The following is an 18,298-nucleotide window of genomic DNA, read 5'->3' on the forward strand; positions in this document are numbered from 1 at the left end:
CTCAGCCTTGAACGCAAGTGGCATCCTGCTCCATTCTGTTCATAAAGGGAGCGTGTGTGATGATGAATGATTACGATCCGATGCTAGAGCCGCAAGACCGGGAAATCCATATACGACCTGTTGATCAAACCAATTGGTATGATTGTGCCGGGCTGAAAGTTACCGAAGAGCAGCAAAGCGTATTCCCCGTTCCGGCCGTTTATTGGCTTGCGGAGTCTGCTTTTTGCGGCTTTAACCCACTGGCTCTCTATCACTCCGAGCAGCTTGTCGGCCTGGCGGTATACGCTGTTGATCCAGAGGACGGAAGCTATTGGATTATGGCTTATCTGATTGATCATCGGCATCAGCAGAAGGGGTATGGACTCTCGGGCATAAAGACGTTGATTGGCCATATCCGCGAGAAGCATGGCTGCGACGCCATCGTGCTGGGACACCGGATTGAGAACAGGCAAGCGGCCAAGCTTTATGATGCGGCGGGATTTGTGGAGGTAAGCCGTGACCGGCATGAAGTACGGCGGGAACTGCGCCTCGCGATGGAATAGATCAAAGAGGCCGCCATGAATATGACGGCCACTCGAACATATCCGCATAGATTGAGGGTAGTTCATGGATAGGAATTTTCTCTTGTAGAATAAAACCAATATCTTACTTGCTAGGTTAACGGTACGGCGTGATTTTTCAAACCAATTTATTCCAGTTATTCCGAAAAAAAAAAGACTGTAATCAACAGCCGGACGGCAGCCCGATCACAGTCTCTATTGTCTAATTGCGTTTGTTTTTGTTCACCAGGAACAAATCGCCGAATGCCCGCTCATCCTTATAGCCAATGCCGCTGTTGTATTCAATCCAGCCCTTGCGGCCCTGTCCGTCATTATCATTCACCAGCAGCGAAAACTTCAATTGCAAGCCTTCGGAAGGCTCCTTCACCCCAAGCTCGCTCCATGGCAGAGCGATCTCGTATACCGTCTGCTCCCCGGAGCGGCTAATGCCTGCCTTCATTCCTGGTATATCGCCCGGCTTGAAGGGCGGCGGCGCAAGCCAGCGGAAGGTGGACGGCGAGCCTCCTTCATGAAGCGCAGCTCCCAACTCATGAACACCTTGCGGAGCACCAGACTTCTCGTCCAGCCGGAAGGAGAACTGCAAGCTGTCTCCCAAGTAGATGCCGAAGCCCGATTCCTGCTGCACATGCTGATCATCTTTCATCTCCAAGGCCAAGTATACATAGTCCTCGTCCCATGACACATAACCTAGACCGCTAAGATCGCTTGCTCCTCCATACTCCTGCATAAGTACTTGAGATTCGCGGTTCAATGGGAACGGATTGTCACGCTTCCAATCCTCTAGCGAACCGTCAATCGTAAGCGGCTTATCGCTCTTCTCGGCTGCATACACATGCGTTCTGAGCGGCGTTTCCTGAAGCGTAATGCCCGGCAGATTCTCGTAAAAGATCGTCGGCGGGTCATCCGAATAAAACGGCAGAGTCAGCTCTCTCTGCTCGCCGGGCTGCAGTGTCTCCAGCTCGAACACTTCGTCTTGGCTGCCATCCGCATTCGGATAGCGAAGGACAACCTTTCCTTGCAGCAGCCTTGGATGCTTGTTCTCGATTGCAAGGCGAGTGTGGATTTGGCGTTCATCCGTATTGTAATAGACCGTTCGCTCATAGCTTAGCCGCTCCTTCACCTTCATATATAGGGTCAGAGGCAATTCAGCATTGCCGCTGTCCTGATCCGCCCAAATCAGGACGGGATAAAGCCCCGAAGCTGTATCCTCCGGTATGGTGATGGCTACATCGGTATCTGCACCTGCAGAGTAAACGGTTGGGCCTGACAGCCCCCACCCCTCTGGAAGCTGCGCCCGCATACTGCCCGCAGCTTCTGTAGAAGCTGCTTGTCTCCACAGCGTCAGCTTGGCCTCATCTCCGGCGGATACGGCCAGCTCCGTCTGAGCCGGCAAGAAGATCTGTTTTGGAGAGGAAATTGCATTTCTTAGAAAATGGACAGTAGATTGGGCCACCTGTCCCCATACTCTCGGATCTTGATAGCTATGCCCGCCGCCTTCCATGGTGATGAACTGACGATAGACATGGGCGGCTTCCAGCATGTTGAACAGCACGACGCTCTCCTGATAAGGCACCATCGCATCTTCTGTGCCGTGAATGATGAGCGTAGACGGATATCCTTCCTGAATTTCTCCTCTGAAGAGCGGGCCATAAATATCAATGACGGCGAATAGTCCAGGCCCATCCTCTCCGTCTGCAGCCTCATACCGACTTGCAAAGGTAACCGCAAGCTGCCCGCCTGCGGAATCGCCACCTACAGCCGTCAAGCGCGTGTCGATGCGGTAAGTCTCCCTATTCTGATGAAGCCATGACAGAGCATCTCCCAAGTCCTCTATTGCATCGGCGATGGTTCCTTTCATATCCGCCTGCGGGTTGGTGCGCAAGCGATAGTTGGCCGATGCCACCACATAGCCGCGGCTGGTCCACTCCTTCGCTATGGCCTCCGCATCCCGTTTATCGCCTGAATTGAAGCCGCCGCCATGAATGAACAGGATCAATGGCCGCGCCTCCGGTTCCTCTTGATCCGGTTCATAAAGATCCAACGCCAGTGATTCTTGCTTGCCAAGCTGGTTTTCTTTTGTTGCATAAACCAAATCTCTGTGCATCTTTACTTGATAGACAGGCTCCAGCAGCCAATCTTCCTCATGTCTTGCAACGCCTGGAGTTCCCGATTCCTGCGGCTTCATTGCCCCTTCCCCTCCATCGCCGCGACCGGCTCTTCCCAGCGAGCCTAATACAACGGCAAAGATAATGACTACCGCAAGCCCTAAAACAGCCAAATAGACCCTTTTAGCTCGCAACGCTCATCACTCCCCAACCTTCTTAATAGAATGCTAACGCTCCTATTATTTCAAAAGCTGAAAAACGAATAAAGTTGTTAAACTATTCAAGTTATGCCCGTTATTACCTTCTTCGAAAAAGCTGCTTCACGCAGCTTTCCTTCTGCCTGTTGGCTCAATAAAAGGCCACTGCCAATCACTTGTCGTGACCGGTCAGCAGCCCTAATAGCCTTATTATTCCCAGTAAGGTGTACCTGTAAAAAGAAAACGATCCCCGTCTACATAATGCCGAAACTCCCTATGCGTCAGCTTATCGATATGATCCGGCAGCCATGCGGAGGCATCCGGCAGCCCGAGCCAGAAGTTCATCGTCTCCAACTGCGCGGCAACCAGAAAACCTTCCAATCTCTCCACATGATGCTCCGGCAGCGAAAATTGTTCAGAATATGCCTCAAGAAAACAAGCTCTAAGCGCAGGATGAATATACGAGAACGTCCAACCGAGGTCGAATAAAAAATAGCCGAAACCGCATGCGCCGAAATCAATCGGCCGGCACTCTCCGCTACCGAATAGAAGGTTGCTTGGAATCAAATCTGCATGAATAATGCCCCAATGCTCCGGCGTTCGATCGAGCGAATTCATCATAGCAAGCACGCGCTGTCCCGCTTCTTTCAGCAGTTCTACGTTTTCTTGCGGAATGCGCCCATCCTCGGACCATAACCGGACTTTGCCAAGAGCTTGTTCAATTCGCGATCCGTCAAAAGCAGGTCTGGAGAAGGAATCCGGAACCTTCCATCCTGAGGCTTGCCGATGCAGCCTGCCCATCATTCGGCCGATTTGGCCAGCCTCTTCCGCCGTAGCAATGAACGGCTTCTGCTCCCCTTCCATCCAACCAAGCAGTGTCCATCTCTTGCCGCTTGTCTCTGTCACATATTCCCCGCTGCTGTTCTTGCGCGGCACAGGCACGACCACATCCGTCTCGCCGGATAACTCCTCCAGCCACGCAAGCTCAGATGAGATCACGCGAGGCGCAAGCCATATCGGATCCATGCTCTCGCTCTTGGAAGCATGAAGGCGCAGGCTATATCGGCTCTGCTGTCTATCCGTCACTTTGAACACCGTATTGGCGCTCTGTCCGATAAGCTCCACCGTATCCGCTTGAATCGCGTAATGCCTCAAAGCCTCCATCGCTATTGCCAAATCTCCCTCGTTCATCGGCACTCTCCCTCCGTATTGCAATCCTCTATTCACCATTGTACTGGATTGTGTCACGGTTATCTGGGAAAGTTTGGATATATCTATTTGATGCGGGAAAACTGGCTTGTGATTATCGCCTTTCTCTCAGCAGAGCAGGCAGAAGCTCCAACAGCCTCTCACTTGACACGGCGTCTCCGATATTCCACTTCTCTTCCTCTACGAGGTAGGCATGCCCTTCCTGAACAGCTGTAAGGCTATTCCATAACGGGCTGCTCCATAACGCTTCCGTCGCCGCTCTCGATTTCGAATCCGTGGGAAAAATCAGGAAAATGCGGTCGCCTGCGTAATCCTTGATTTGAGCTTCGGTAATCTCATGGTAAGCCCGACGATGGTTGCGGAGCATTTGAATGCGTTTGGTCGGTCTGAAGCCAAGCGGATGATACAGCATCTCCGTCAACCCGATCGTTCCCATGACGAAGAGGCGGTCGCCCCGGTGGTAGGTAAAAACGGATGCAGTCTCTTCCTGCCGGATTGCCGGTTTAAGCGATTTCCACATTTCCTCTGAATGCTGTTCAAAACGATGAAGCCACATCTCCGCCTCACGGCGTTTGCCGAACCAATGGCCAAGGGTATGCATGCGCTCCTTTAATGTCTGATAGCTGTCGAAAGTAACCGTTGGCGCGATCTTTGCAATTTTTTTATACTGCCTTTCATCTGCATTGGCGTAAATAATCAGATCCGGATCCAGCTTCTCGACGGTATCCAGCTCCAGCGGCGTGCCTATATTTACAATGGTGTGCTGCTCTTCTTCGCACCAGGCTTCTTGCAGGCCATAATTGCAACCGACCGGCTTGATGCCAAGAGGCAGCAAATCGCCAACGGTCTCCCCATAGAAGACGATGCGCTTGGGATGTGCGGGAATATGCACCTCATGGCCGGTCCAATCGCGAACGGATATATGCTTCCTCATTGCCGCTACATATTGCCTTGGTGCCAGCCCCGTCGATTGCCGGAATCTCCGGCTAAAATAATATTCATCCACATATCCCGTCTGGCTGGCAATCTCCCTCAGCGGCGCATTTGTCCGCAGCAGCATTTCCTTGGCCCTCGCCATGCGCAGGTCGGCGATGTAATCATTCGGCTTCTTGCCCGTCATCTCCTTGAAGATGGAGGAGTATTGCCAATACGGCACCTCTACCCGGTCCGCAAGCTCTCTAACGGTAAGCGCGTCCGTGTAATGCTCTTCTATATATTGAATGGATGATTTCACAGCATGAAGCGGAGAATCCGTGTCCTCCGACTGATGCTGCTGTTCCAGCAAAAAGCCGATCAGCTCTTGAAATATTTGATTTCGCTTGAATTGCTCTATACCGTCCTTGTCGGTTGCACTCTTTGCCAACTGCTCTGCAATGTGCAGAATCCGCATGAAAGGAAGGGCTCTGAGCGGACCTTGGCCCGGCCATAGCTGACCCGCGTACCACCCCATGCTTCCATCCTCCGATTGAATCACGCGAAAGGATAGCTGGAAGTAATGCAGTTCAGATCTCTCCTTATGTTCCACACTGTACTTCATTCCAGGAAGCAAGCAATACGATTGTTTCGCCTGAATAGGGTACAATTCGTCCCCAATGATTAACTGCGCTTCGCCCTTCAGAAATACGAGCAGAATATAGGTGTCCGATATGCTCCGCTCGGTTCTCTCCTGATTCGAACTCCTGATAAGAGTGCCATCCATTAGTTGGAATAATAACGAACCGATCGGTATTGTTGAATGACTACTAGCGCTCATGTCCATCTCACCCGCCGTAATTGATAATCATTATCACTATAACGAAAAAAAAGAAGCTTTTCAACGTTAGTCGAAAGCTTCTTTGCTTTATTTTAGTAAAATGCGTGTACTATTGCGACTTTGCCATCAGTTTCGGCAGTTCCCCCACCAGCCATTCACGCGAAGTGGCGTCGCTTGATGCTTTGTTGATTGGCATTTCATAGACATAGCCGTTCTTCACTGCCGGAAGTCCTTTCCACAATGCACTATCTATCAATGCTTTTGTATCTCCCTTGGCCTCTTCTGACTCCGGCGTTAGGACGAATATGCGGTCTCCTACAAATTCAGGAAGCTTCTCCATCGAAATTTCGACGAATCCGACGCCTTCGCTCATTGAGTTCTTGATTGGTTCCGTCATCTTGAAGCCGCCCTCACTATAGAGCAGTTGCGGCAATCCAGCAGCTAACATGATGAATAGGCGATTGCCTGGATAAAACGTAATAACCGAAGCCGTCTCCTCGTCACTTATGCCACTTGCGCGGAGAGACTTCCACATTTCCGTTTCCTGTTGCTTGTACTTCTCCAGCCATTCCTGAGCTTCCTTCTCTTTGCCCAGCAATTCGCCAAGCGTAGCCATCCGCTCGGGCAGCGTTGCGAACGTATCGAACGTCACCGTCGGTGCGACTTTGGACAACTTCTGGTATTGCTCCTCGTCATTGTTAGCCACAATGATTAAGTCCGAATCGAGCGCAATAGCCTTCTCCACGTTGAACGGAAATCCGATATCCTCAACAACTGCCATGCGTTCTTCGAATACGGCGCCACTAATGCTAGCTTTCATTATACCAACTGGCATGATACCAAGCGCCAGCAAATCTCCAGTTGTCTCTCCATGGAAGATGATTCGCTTTGGATCATTCGGTAACTCGACGTCATGTCCGGACCAGTCCTTGAACATACGCACAGCCGAAGCTTCGTTTTCGGTCACCTCTGCCTTTTCCACATTGGAGGAGACCTCTGGCGACGCAGATGGTTTAGTTACCGAGTTCGTTTCGTTGCCGCATGCGCTTAAGGCAAGCGCCGCGAGAGCCGCCACCATCATGAGCTTCCAAGGTTGCGTAAGGCGGTTTTTTTGCTTATTCATGTCAAATCCCCTTTTCTTCATTCGATGTTAATGATAATCATTATCACTATGTCAGTATAGGCGGGGATGTCTTTTTCAACAATGGACATTTTGAAAAGGCCTATTTGGTTTTGGATAAATGGATGCTAACTATGCGTAGTCCTTCCCGGGTGGTATACATCTATATGAACGGTTCACCCGGTAAGAGTTGCAGAGCTGGTTAGGTTTATATTTCCAGCTAACTTGACAACATGGCCCTTAAGTCATCAGCATCAGCTTGGAACAACTCCTTATCCGCTTCTTCCAATCGATTCGCAATGACGCGACACTGTTCTGCTTGTTCTGGGGTTAGAGTTCCAGAGAAGTGCAGAGCCTCCAGGTAGAAGCTCATTTTGTTATAGGCCTCCTGATCAAAGCCTTGCGAACCGGCAGCTATCTCTGTCAGCCGCTCGATACTCTCCTGCGCCAGCTCGTTCCCAAAATGGCTAAGCTGCACGAAGATTTCCATAAACGGTTTCATAAAAGAATATGGTTCAAATTCCAAAGATTCACGGTCAATGGCATCGGACCAATAAGCTATAGATTCTGCTAAGGATAAGTTTTCGTTATCTTTCATAGCCTCCTCGAGTTTGGCATCCGACTCCTTCACATCAGGGAACACCTGATAGAACAAATCCTTATCAATGGTCTTTCTCATAGTAATGTTGTAATCCGTATAATCGTTGCCGCTGGTAGCAAAAGCAATAAAATCGCTTGTCGTATTAAGCACATCAAATGCATGATCGGCGATTAGCTGCTGTACCGCCCTTAGCACGCATACAAAGTAGCCATTTTCGATCACCCCTGATTCAATTGCGGCTACTGGAGCTCCAATAACTGCCTCTTCAAAATTCTCCCTAGAATCATAAGAGACAGCACTAGCTATCTTCCCGAAGTTGTCAATATGTCTGGCTGGTCCATCTGTACCCTCAAACCAAAACTGAAAATCGAAATCTCCTTGGCTATACTTGAGCTGAATGATATGGTCTCTATCATTATAATCCGGATTATCACTCTGATAGGAGCTCAGCGTTTCCTTAAAGCAGCTCTCCGTATTCATGTAGACATATAAACCCCGATGATCATCAGTATATAAGTTAAACGCATAAACCTCATGGTTATCTGCACTGCCCGCGAATTCTTGAATCTTTCGCTGGCACCCTTCAACCAAAGCATCCGTGAAGTCCGCAAGCGTAGTAACCTCTACTTCAGGACGAGTTGTACTGTAACTGACCTGCCCCTCTTCATCCAGCATGTAATAGCCAGTACTCGACACAGGCGTCCTTCCGTCCAGCAAGCGGCCAATCATAGAATAATAGTAGTTGCTCACTTCAAATCTCCTCTCTAATGGCAATATTGGTATGATCGGCAGAATTGTTTCAAATATGAATATAAATTGGATATTTATGGGTTGGTCTATTAAAATAGTTATATCGTGTTTCATAATCAATTCGAAATAAGGAGGTGTCGGATTGAAGAAATGGTTTATCATACTAGGTTCCTTGTTACTGGGATGGAGCGCTTACTTCATCTATTTGAATCTTCCTTACGAATTCAAGTACGAAGAGGGAGAATTGCGGGAAGAGGTAACCTCGCCTTCCGGCCGCTACACTGCGCAATATTATGACCAGACGTATGGAGGTGCTGCAGGGGGTGTCCATCTATTCGTCAATGTCGTTTCCCATTCGGAGGACGAGGCAGTAAGAACCGTGTATTTCAGCGATGCCAATGCCTATTTTCATATCAAATGGCTAAACGATGAGCAGCTTGCGATAAGGCACTTGGGCGGAGGAGATCAGAGCATCGTCCTTACGGTAGGACAAGAGATCTATGACGGAACAGGAAAGGCTTGCCGCAGATATGCTATAACCAAGCAGTACACTTGTTATTCCAAAAAATACTCTAAGGAGGAGCCATGACCTTCGTTCGATGGAACGCAGGCCTGGCTCTTTTTTTGTTGTCCGAATACAGACATCGCATTGGCAAACAGGACATAATCGGGCCTTTGCACTCACCCAGATGCATTGCACGAAAGCTATCAATTACATAGCCAATTTGGTATTGGATTGGTTGATTTATCACTGGTACAGTAGTAGCAATATGCAACATATCTTAGTGGAATAGTATGATTTTTACGAAAGGAGTGGATCTAACGTTGCATGAAGTTACTCCCATTTTGTCGTTTGAAGGCGTCACTGTAGCATTCCAAAGTCCCGGTCACTCCGCAGACCGTCTGGTCCTGAATCGGCTGAAGCTGTACGTGGATGAGGGAGAGTTTATTTGCTTGCTCGGCCCCAGCGGCTGCGGGAAGACGACGCTGCTGAATTGCGTAGCCGGCTTTCAGCCTTATGAAGGCAACATCTATTATAATGGCGCACGAATCGAGAAGCCCGGCAAGGAGCGCGGCGTTGTCTTTCAGGAATACGCCTTGTTCCCCTGGTTTACCGTAGAGCAAAATGTCGAGTTCGGCCTGCGGGTGAACGGCATTCCCTCATCGGAGCGCAAGGAGCGCGCCCGTCACTATATTGAGATGGTCGGCCTCGCCGGCTTCGAGAAGCATTATCCTGGGAAGCTGTCCGGCGGCATGAAGCAGCGCGCGGGACTCGCACGAGTGCTTGCTAATGAGCCCGGCATATTGCTCATGGATGAACCGTTCGCCGCGCTTGATGAGCAGACTCGCGAAAAGCTGCAAACAGAGCTGCTCGGCCTCTGGGAACAACAGCGCAAAACCTGCCTGTTTGTCACCCATAGCATTCAAGAGGCCGTCTATCTCGCCGATCGTATCATCGTCCTGCAGCCGAACCCTGCGCGTATCGCGCTTGATCTGCACATCGACTTGCCGAGATTGAGAAAACGTCATGACGAGCGGCTGCTGCAGTATGCGTCCCGTATCAGCGAGACTTTGCGAGAAGGAGAGGGCCCGTATGGAGAACACCTATCCGTCATTACCGCATAAGGGTGTGCGTCCTTCCCTCAGAGGGCGGCTATGGCCGATACGGGGACGCACATGGACGCGGCTGCTGATCAAGCTGTCCGGTCTAACTGTGCTGCTGCTTGCCTGGGGACTGATTACCGCTCTCGGCTATGTCGCTCCAGCTCAGCTTCCCAGCCCGCTCGCTACGCTTCAGACGATGTCGCACATGCTCGGGGACGGCTCGCTTGCCGTTCATGCGCTGTCCAGCTTAAGGCGCGTGTTCTTCGGCTTCGGCGCAGCCTTCGCTATTGCTCTCCCGCTGGGACTGATGCTAGGCTCCTCCCGTTTTCTTCGGGATGCGATTAATCCCGTCATCGAGCTGCTTCGTCCCATTCCGCCGCTTGCCTTTATCTCTCTGGCTATCCTGTGGCTTGGCATCGACGAGTGGTCGAAAATATCCATCATTATTTACGGCGCCTTCTTCCCCCTCCTTCTCAACATCACAGGAGGGATCAGCCAGGTCGATCCGGTGCATATCCGGGCTGCGCAATCGCTCGGCGCCGGCAAGCTGCCTATCTTTTGGCATGTCACACTGCGCGCCGCCATTCCGAATATGATGATCGGCATTCGCTCTGGCATGGGCATGGCCTTTATTTGCCTGGTCGGCTCCGAGCTGATTGCCGCGAACGAAGGACTCGGCTTCCTCATCCAAGAAGGGCGTTACATGTTCAAAACCGATCAAGTGCTGGTCGGCATGATCACCATCGGCATTATAGGTTATCTCATTAATTTGCTGCTGACCACGCTGGAGAAGCTTCTGCTGCGTTGGAAATAAACTACTTTGGAGGCTATTGCTATGTCTATGAAACGCAAATTGAACTCATCTTCGCTCCTTATCCTGCTATTCGTTGCGCTAACGCTGCTTCTTGCTGCATGCGGAGGGGGCAACAACAAGCCAGCTCCATCGGCATCGCCACAGCCATCCGTGTCCCCTTCTCCTTCAGAGCCTGCCGCTACAACTGAGCCGTCTGCACCGGCACTGGAGACAACCAGCCTCTCGATCGGCACGGCGCGCGACACGCAATTGTCGCCGCTCATTGTCATCGCTAACGAAGAAGGCTACTTCAAGGAAGAAGGGTTGGAAGTCAAAATCGAGCTATTCGCAGCCGGTCCAGACGTTACTGCCGCACTAGGCTCGAAGAGCATCCAGCTCGGATCATCTGGTGACATCCCGCCGATTATTGCCAAGGCTTCCGGCCTGCCGATTGAAATTATCGCCCAGCAGGCGGACATATCCGGCGTGCAGACGTTGGTCGTTAATTCGGATAAAATCAAAACGCCCGCTGACTTGAACGGGAAGAAAGTGGCGTATGTGCCGGGTACAGTGTCCGAAGCCTTTTTCCTCCGCATCGTGGAGAAATACGGAATTGACGCCAAATCGGTCGAACCGTTCAAGATTGGCCCGACCGAGCTTATGCCCGCCTTCCAGGCAGGCAATATCGATGCATTCGTCATCTGGCAGCCCGTTGCTCTGAACGGCGTCAAGAACGGCGGAGTTGCGCTCCTGACGGGCAAAGAATCCCATGTTCCCGGCGAGGAAGGACCACAGCAGCTCATCAGCTCGTACTCCGTGCTCATCGGCCATAATGACTTTGTGGACAAAAATCCGGAGACAGTCAAAGCCGTACTGCGGGCCTTGAACAAGTCCGTCAGCTTTATTACAGCGAGCCCGGATGCAGCTGCAGCCCATATTGGCAAAACGCTGGGGCAAGACGCGGCTGATATTAAAACCTTGATAGCGCTCAACCACTACGCGCTCAATCTGACACCTGAGCTGGTCGGCGCGCTGGAGACCATCTCCCAATTCCTGCTGGATAACGAAAAAATCAAAGAAGTGCCAGACTTCAAAACGTTTATCGATACTTCCCATTTGAAAGCCGTTGCCCCTGAGCTGGTTACGATTCCTTAATGGCCCAAATTAAAAACCTTCACCGCTGCACAATTGGCAGCAGTGAAGGTTTTTTGGTTCAACTGATGAGCCTTACTCCGGATCGACAACTTCCGGCGACACGCCTGCAAAGGTATAGAAGCTGGCGTCAAACGGGGTAGGCCCGCCTGTCGTGACGAATCTGGCCGCTCCTTCGCCCGTGTAGAGATTGCGTGTGCCGTGGAAGATGCCTTGCGGTACATACAGCAAGTCACCAGCCTCGAATGGATGCCATTCACCGTTCAAATGAATTTCGCCTTTGCCCTCTATCCCGATGAACAGCTCACTGGAATGCGGATGCTGGTGAACGGCAAAGCTTTGTCCCGGCTCCTGTATGCCGCAATGGAGCGACAGCCTGGCACTCCCGGTACCCGGCCAGAACAGGAAGTTCATATTGGCCGGATTGGTGATGGTCTGCGACGGATCGTTGCCTGTAAATCCTTTGAGCTGAGTATCATCGTTGTACAGATGGTTGAACAGTCTTGGCTTCGAGGCGACTGGCGACCCTTCAGGAAGTACTGATTGCCAAATGTACAGCGTAATCTCCTCTCCCTGATCCGCCTTCACTTCATAATCGGCACCGGATGGCGCATACAAGGCGGAGGCCGGCTCCAATGCGCTCGTTGCCTCTCCTACGCGCGCATTTCCTCTCCCTTTCCATATGACCCCTACCACCTCGTGAGCCGTTCCTTTCTCGCAGCTGCTCCAGGTACCGCCGGGCTTGAGGCGGACGACCAGACCTTTGACAAGCACCGCCCCTTTCTCTTCACTTACCGGTATGGCGACCAGCTTGTCGCCCCGATCCTCCCAGCTCAATTCCGACCATCTGATCACCGCGCCGGATGTTAACGGTTTAGCCGCTGTTGTCATCGTTATTCCTCCTTCAGAATAGTTGTAGCCGAGGGCAAGCAAATATGCACCTGCCTGCCCCACCGCTTAATTCTCTTCCTGCCGTCGATAAGACGTTTAAGCCAACACTCGATAAGGGCTGCCCGCCGTGCGCTGGAAGGCATCCGGCAATTCCCGCCGAAGAGGAATCCGTTCCCCGATCTCCTCGCCGAACTCCCCTTTGTCGTATACGACTTGTCCCCTTAAGATCGTCACCAGCACTTCTCCTTCAAGCTCCAACCCTTCATAGGCCGACCAACCGCTGCCAGACAGCACGCGGTCTCTGGTCACCTCCCACTTTTTCTCATCGTCCACAATCAGGAGATCGGCATCGAGTCCCGCTTCAATGCTGCCCTTCCGGTGATCGAGGCCGAATCGGAGGGCTGGGCCTGCAGCAAGCAATCCCACTGCCGCCAGCAGCCTCTCATCTCTCGTCAGCGAGGGCAGATGACGCTTAAGTCCTGTCAGCAGCGCGGGCAGCAGCTCCTGCACACCGGGCAAGCCGGGCGGCGCATCATGGAAGGAGAAGCTCTTCTCCACGATCGAATGCGGCGCATGATCGCTACCGACCGACGTAAGCGTGCCGCGAGCGATAGATTGCCACAATCTGTCCCGGTCGCGCGGCTCCCGGATGGCGGGACTCAGCTTCGCTCTCGTACCCAGCGGTTCGGCGCTGGCATGATCGAACCATAATTGATGCGCGGTTGTCTCGTAGGTGACGGGGTAGCCCGACGCCGCTGCAGCGTCCAGCAGATCCGCTTCCTCGGCCGATGATACATGCAATACATGAACGGAAGTGCCGTGTTTGCGGACGAGCCTAAGCGCCCGCGCGACAGCCGCGATGGCTCCGATGCGCGGATACACCGCCTCGTATTCCGTCAAGCCCGACGGCTCACCGCGTGTCTGGCGGAACAGTCGCAGCACAAAGTCGTCCTCCGCATGCAGCGTCAGCAGAATGCCTTTATCCGCAGCCAACCGGAATATATAATCCAGCTCCACTTCGTCGTCAATAATATGCTTCGCTGTGCGATGGCCGGTCAGAAACAGCTTGATGCTCGCCGCTTCCCCGCGGGATAGCGCCTGCAGCGCACCCGCCTTGCCGGGTACGACTCCAATGTGAAAGCCGTAATCGACATACGACTGGCCGTGCACAAGGGCCGCCTTCTGCCGCAGCCTGTCCACCGTATCGGTATACGGATTTGTATTCGGCATGTCCAGCACCGTCGTCACGCCCCCCGCTGCTGCCGCCTTCGAAGCCGAATGCCAATTTTCCTTATGCTCATACCCCGGTGTCCGGAAGTGCACATGCGAATCAATGAGTCCAGGCAGCACATATCTCCCTTCCGCATCGATTATGCGATTGGCTGCCGCCTCTTCATCCCGCTGCAGCAGCTTCGCAATTCTTCCCTCCCGAACTGCGATTCCGCCAAGAAGAATGCAGTCGCGATAGACGATGCGGGCATTCGCAACGATCAGATCATACGAGGCCCTGCTCATGTGATCAGCTCCCTTCCAATAATTTCACGAGCTAGCCGGTTCACCGGTCCCATTAGAGATACGGCTCTGGCATCACGCAGTAGGCGCTCGATTTTTTTCCCGCGCACATAACCGGACCCTCCTATAATCTGCTGGGCTTCGCGGACAATTCTTTCGCTGGACTCCGAGGCAAATATTTTGGACTGGTAGGCAATCTGGCTAAGTCGGTCGCCCCCTTCCTTCGCCGCGACCTTCTCCACCAGCGCGCGCACCGCTTCGAGCTGCATATGCAGCTCGGACAATGCCGCCTGCAGCAGAGGATTGCCTTGCTGCCCTCTGGCCAGCACTTGCTCTAATGCTAGGGTATAAGCCGCCTCACTAATGCCGAGCGACACGGAGCCCAGCGTCAGCCCGCATTCGCGAATGCCGTTAATGACCCTTGGCGCTCCTCCCAGCGGACCAATGAGCTGCTCGCTTACCACCTCGCAATGATGCAGATTGATGAAGCCGGTGGAGGAACCTCTCATCCCGGACAAATTCGTATCCGCATCGGCGGTAATCCCCTGCGTCGCCTCAATCAGGAAAAAAGATTGTCCCGAATTGCCGTACAACGAGCCGGAGTCACCCGTACCCGTCTGAGCAAGCACCAGGTACAAATCTGCAAGACCTGCCCCGGTCGTAAACGATTTTACACCTCCGATGACCCAGCCCCCGTCCGCTTTCCGCTCTGCAATTGTCACAATATTCTGTTTATTGGCTCCAGCACCTGTCTCTGACCAAGCTGATGCCGCTAACCATTGCCCATTCGCAAGCCTCGGCAAGTATTCCGTCCGCTGCTTCATGCTGCCCCATTCCAGTATTCGGGATACGACGGAGAAATGCTGAAAGACGATAATGGCGATCGATGGATCGATCGACGCTATGGAGGCGATCAGTCTCCCTGCAAATAAGGAATCATAGCCGAGACCACCGTACTCCCCCGGCACGAGACTGCCCAGTAAGCCGGAAGCCTTCAGCGCATCAAGTGATTCTTGCTGCGTACGCCCCGTCTCGTCGGCCAGAACGGCGTAGCGATCCAGTTCCTCCAGCAATGATTCTATGCGTACACCTTGCGTTGCCACTCCCATTCGTAAGTTGCTCCTTTCTTAAATGGTAACGCTCCAAGCAGGCGCACGTTTTTTTCGGAAATGCTGCTGTACAGCAAATCATCCGTTAGCTTGCCGCCCGTCGTAGCGGTCGAGATGTAGGTGCTTCCGCCCTTCGTGCTTACTCTTAGACGGTTGCCCGCCGCATCTGTGCTTCCGATTAGCCGCTGGACGACTGTGTCATCAATAGCAGCTGCCGCGCCGATGCATGCCGCCCCCGTCAGCGCAATCGTCGGATGCCAGGACGGAATCGAGATCGCCCTGAACGAGATCGTGTCCGGCTCATAGCTGGCGATAGCCGCCACCTTCGGAAAGACGCCATCCGGATTCCAGCCCAGCAATTGCGCGGCCGCCCTGCGAATTGCATTAAGCCGCTCCAGCGTATCGTCTCCCGCCTCGAACAGCTCCTGCTCCGACTGAATGCCCAGCTGCGCAGCTTGCACGAACACGTAGGGGTTGCCAGAAGATACAATGGATACTTCGTATTCGCCGAACGGCGTATCAAGCCGGTTCGACAGAGCGCCAGATGGCAGCAGACTGGCAAGCGACGTACCGCCGTCCACGATGAAATGCGCCGTACAGTTCATACCGGAGCGCACCGCATGGTCTACCTCGCAAACAAGAGAATCACCGACGTTCACCACATAAACGCGGACGCGCAGTCCCGGGCTTGCGCTTGGCAGCCATCCCCACTTCATCGCCACTTGGATCGCGGCCAGAATGGAATGCCCGCAGCTGCCGGAGTAATCGAACGTGATGGGATTGCCCGGCACAAGCTGAAAGAAGAGATAATTCAAGTCGTACATGGGATGTTTGGACGGCCGAATGACCACAAATTTGGAGATAAGTCCGTATGGCCGCTCTTCATAATCCAAATCATCATGAATGCCCTTAAGAATCGGAATAATGGCATCAGGCGAAGCAGGCAACTCCGTTCCATCAATAATGATGGATGAGGACACGCTTCCTTCGGCATGTGCCAGATACGTCTGCATGTGAATCACCCCTCAAACTGATATTGTTTGGAAGCACCGATATGAACTTGATATTGATTGATCCATAGCTGAAAAATAACAAGCGACCATAACGTAAGCGCTGTCTTTCCGTCGGGCTGCGTCTCCTGCTTGCGCAGCAGCCTCTCTACCGCAGCAGGGCTGAACAAATTATGTCTTCGAAGCGTCTCCCCATCCAGCACGCGCTCCACCGTTTCGTATAGCGGTAGCCCCTTGCGCATCATAGCGTCGATTGGCAAGGTGAACGGCTGCTTCTTCCGGTTCAGAATCGCATCCGGCAACTGGCCTTCCGCCGCCCGGTACAAGAGGCGCTTCACTTTCCCTTCCCCGATCCGCCAGTCAACGGGCAGTTTGCCCGCGAGGTCCAGAATGCGCGGCTGGCAATAAGGGACCCTAACTTCTACAGAATGCGCCATACTGAGATGATCGACACGTCTTAAATGATACGACGGCAGCCTGTACTCCCGCTCGAACTCCAGAATGGCATCGAGCCTCCCTTTCCGGTGATTCGCCGTACGCAGGCTGTCCGCTATTTGGTCGCCAATTGAGCCGTTATCCTGAATAAACGCGCGATAATCATCGCTGTACAGCTCCTTGCGAAGCTCCGGTGATGCGACGCCCAGCGCGTCCACGTAAGGCTTGATCCAGTCATCCGCCGCCTCGGATGCCTCCAGAAAACGGTCGTAACCTGCGAACATCTCGTCTGCGCCATCGCCGGATATTGTCACCTTGAAGCCCGCTTGATGAATCGCTTCGAACAAGGCGTAGCTGCTCAGCGTAATGGGATCGGCATTCGGCTGTCCCAGCCGCTCCGCTACCAGCGGCAGGAGCTTCTCGAAGTCCCGCGGATCCACGAGCACCTCATGATGCGTCGTACCATACTGCTTGGAAACCTCTCTCGCGTAGATTTTCTCATCCAGCGGCCAGTCGCCAACGTAGGATAAGTTAAAGGAATGGATGCCGGCTTGTCTCTTGCTCGCCAGCGCGGTCACGAGACTGGAATCCAGTCCGCCGCTATTAATCGTAGAGACGGGCACATCAGCCAGCAGCAGCGCCGCAACCTCACGATCAAGCTGTCCGCGCAGCGATAAGGAGGCGCCTGCCGGTTCTCCCCCGAGCGGGTCCGATTCCAGCAGCGTCTTCCACCGGCGAAGGGCGGGACGCTCGCCCAGCCTTGCTTGCAGCAGTGAAGAAGGCGGAAGCGCATACACCCCGTCGAACAGCGTTCGCTCGCCGAATACAACCTTCGTCGTCAAATAAAAGTCGACGCCCGGCAGCCACAGACTCGAAGGCACGCTTCCGAACGCCAGCAAGGAAGGCAGCTCCGAGGAGAAGTATAGCGTCTCGTTCCGCTCATCCCAGCAGTAATACAGGGACTTGATCCCTGCCGGGTCCGTCGCCAAGGTCAGCGTCACCCGCTCCCGCAAATCAATAACCGCAATCGCGAACATGCCATCCAGATACCGGACAAAGTCAGGCCCGTATTCCTCATACAGTGCAGGCAAGATGGAACCGTCGCATTGATCAGTAAACGTATAGCCTTTGGCTTCCAGCTTGCTTCTCAGCTCGCGATGGTTATAAATCTCGCCATTGAGTACAATGCGTATGGAATCGCCAAGGCTGTAAGGCTGCTGGCCGCCATCGAGCCCGACGATCGCAAGCCGGTTGTTGCCGATTGCCCAGTTTCTCTCCGCCAATACCGACTGCTGGTCCGGCCCGCCTGCCAGCTGCAGATCGGAGACCGCCTTCAATCGCCCGGGATCAACGTAATCATTACCGATATACCCGAAGATTCGGCACATCATTTACCACTCCCTATTTGCTATATTTATCCCAGCCAATCAATCCGGACTTCATCCCTCCTTCCGACACAAAATTTCACAAAATGTTAAAAATTAGGCGTTGTTTCT

General features: G+C 53.0%; 15 protein-coding genes. 5 read left to right on the forward strand and 10 right to left on the reverse strand.

Features of this window, described 5'->3' with window-relative positions; all coding sequences use genetic code 11:
* The first annotated feature begins 59 nt into the window (after window positions 1-59).
* Window positions 60-542 (forward strand): GNAT family N-acetyltransferase, encoded by a 483-nt coding sequence (locus ACFVSO_RS03455; protein ID WP_387470111.1) that lies wholly within the window; start codon window positions 60-62, stop codon window positions 540-542.
* Window positions 543-762: 220 nt separating this feature from the next.
* Here ACFVSO_RS03455 and ACFVSO_RS03460 read toward each other — a convergent pair whose 3' ends face one another.
* From ACFVSO_RS03460 to ACFVSO_RS03480, 5 genes are all read right to left on the reverse strand, one after another.
* Window positions 763-2,859 (reverse strand): alpha/beta hydrolase fold domain-containing protein, encoded by a 2,097-nt coding sequence (locus ACFVSO_RS03460; protein ID WP_387470113.1) that lies wholly within the window; start codon window positions 2,857-2,859, stop codon window positions 763-765.
* A gap of 213 nt (window positions 2,860-3,072) precedes the next feature.
* On the reverse strand, window positions 3,073-4,053 hold the full coding sequence (locus ACFVSO_RS03465) for a phosphotransferase enzyme family protein (protein WP_387470115.1): 981 nt from the start codon (window positions 4,051-4,053) through the stop codon (window positions 3,073-3,075).
* Between the two features lie 112 nt (window positions 4,054-4,165).
* Window positions 4,166-5,824 carry an ABC transporter substrate-binding protein gene (locus tag ACFVSO_RS03470; RefSeq protein WP_387470117.1) on the reverse strand — a complete coding sequence of 553 codons (1,659 nt, stop codon included), beginning with the start codon at window positions 5,822-5,824 and terminating at the stop codon, window positions 4,166-4,168.
* A gap of 109 nt (window positions 5,825-5,933) precedes the next feature.
* Window positions 5,934-6,947, reverse strand: coding sequence for an ABC transporter substrate-binding protein (locus ACFVSO_RS03475; protein WP_387470119.1), 1,014 nt, complete (start codon window positions 6,945-6,947; stop codon window positions 5,934-5,936).
* A gap of 217 nt (window positions 6,948-7,164) precedes the next feature.
* A complete protein-coding gene (locus ACFVSO_RS03480; RefSeq protein WP_387470121.1) occupies window positions 7,165-8,295 on the reverse strand; it encodes a DUF4303 domain-containing protein in 1,131 nt (376 codons plus the stop codon).
* 142 nt (window positions 8,296-8,437) lie between these two features.
* Here ACFVSO_RS03480 and ACFVSO_RS03485 point away from each other — a divergent pair, with 142 nt between their 5' ends.
* From ACFVSO_RS03485 to ACFVSO_RS03500, 4 genes are all read left to right on the forward strand, one after another.
* Entirely contained in the window at window positions 8,438-8,884 is a 447-nt protein-coding gene (locus ACFVSO_RS03485; RefSeq protein WP_387470123.1) for a DUF5412 family protein, read from the forward strand.
* A gap of 236 nt (window positions 8,885-9,120) precedes the next feature.
* A complete protein-coding gene (locus ACFVSO_RS03490; protein ID WP_387470125.1) occupies window positions 9,121-9,921 on the forward strand; it encodes an ABC transporter ATP-binding protein in 801 nt (266 codons plus the stop codon).
* Entirely contained in the window at window positions 9,890-10,714 is an 825-nt protein-coding gene (locus ACFVSO_RS03495; RefSeq protein WP_387470127.1) for an ABC transporter permease, read from the forward strand. Before ACFVSO_RS03490 ends, ACFVSO_RS03495 begins: the two co-directional genes overlap by 32 nt.
* Window positions 10,715-10,735: 21 nt before the next feature.
* Window positions 10,736-11,848, forward strand: a complete 1,113-nt coding sequence (locus ACFVSO_RS03500) for an ABC transporter substrate-binding protein (RefSeq protein WP_387470129.1) — start codon at window positions 10,736-10,738, stop codon at window positions 11,846-11,848.
* Between the two features lie 72 nt (window positions 11,849-11,920).
* Here the strand turns inward: ACFVSO_RS03500 and ACFVSO_RS03505 are convergent, their stop codons facing one another.
* The 5 genes from ACFVSO_RS03505 to asnB all read right to left on the reverse strand — a co-directional run bounded on the left by ACFVSO_RS03505 (window position 11,921) and on the right by asnB (window position 18,193).
* Complete coding sequence (locus tag ACFVSO_RS03505; protein ID WP_387470131.1) at window positions 11,921-12,736, reverse strand: cupin domain-containing protein; 816 nt, start codon at window positions 12,734-12,736, stop codon at window positions 11,921-11,923.
* A 96-nt stretch (window positions 12,737-12,832) separates the two neighbouring features.
* Complete coding sequence (locus tag ACFVSO_RS03510) at window positions 12,833-14,251, reverse strand: dihydroorotase (protein ID WP_387470133.1); 1,419 nt, start codon at window positions 14,249-14,251, stop codon at window positions 12,833-12,835.
* Window positions 14,248-15,357 carry an acyl-CoA dehydrogenase family protein gene (locus ACFVSO_RS03515; protein WP_387470135.1) on the reverse strand — a complete coding sequence of 370 codons (1,110 nt, stop codon included), beginning with the start codon at window positions 15,355-15,357 and terminating at the stop codon, window positions 14,248-14,250. Before ACFVSO_RS03515 ends, ACFVSO_RS03510 begins: the two co-directional genes overlap by 4 nt.
* Window positions 15,327-16,370, reverse strand: coding sequence for a PrpF domain-containing protein (locus ACFVSO_RS03520; protein ID WP_387470137.1), 1,044 nt, complete (start codon window positions 16,368-16,370; stop codon window positions 15,327-15,329). The genes ACFVSO_RS03515 and ACFVSO_RS03520 overlap by 31 nt, the downstream gene beginning before the upstream one ends.
* Before the next feature lie 5 nt (window positions 16,371-16,375).
* Window positions 16,376-18,193, reverse strand: coding sequence for an asparagine synthase (glutamine-hydrolyzing) (asnB, locus tag ACFVSO_RS03525; RefSeq protein ID WP_387470139.1), 1,818 nt, complete (start codon window positions 18,191-18,193; stop codon window positions 16,376-16,378).
* Between the last annotated feature and the right edge of the window lie 105 nt (window positions 18,194-18,298).

Origin of the sequence: Paenibacillus sp. NPDC057967 (assembly GCF_042887015.1) — a bacterium.
Classification (GTDB): domain Bacteria; phylum Bacillota; class Bacilli; order Paenibacillales; family Paenibacillaceae; genus Pristimantibacillus.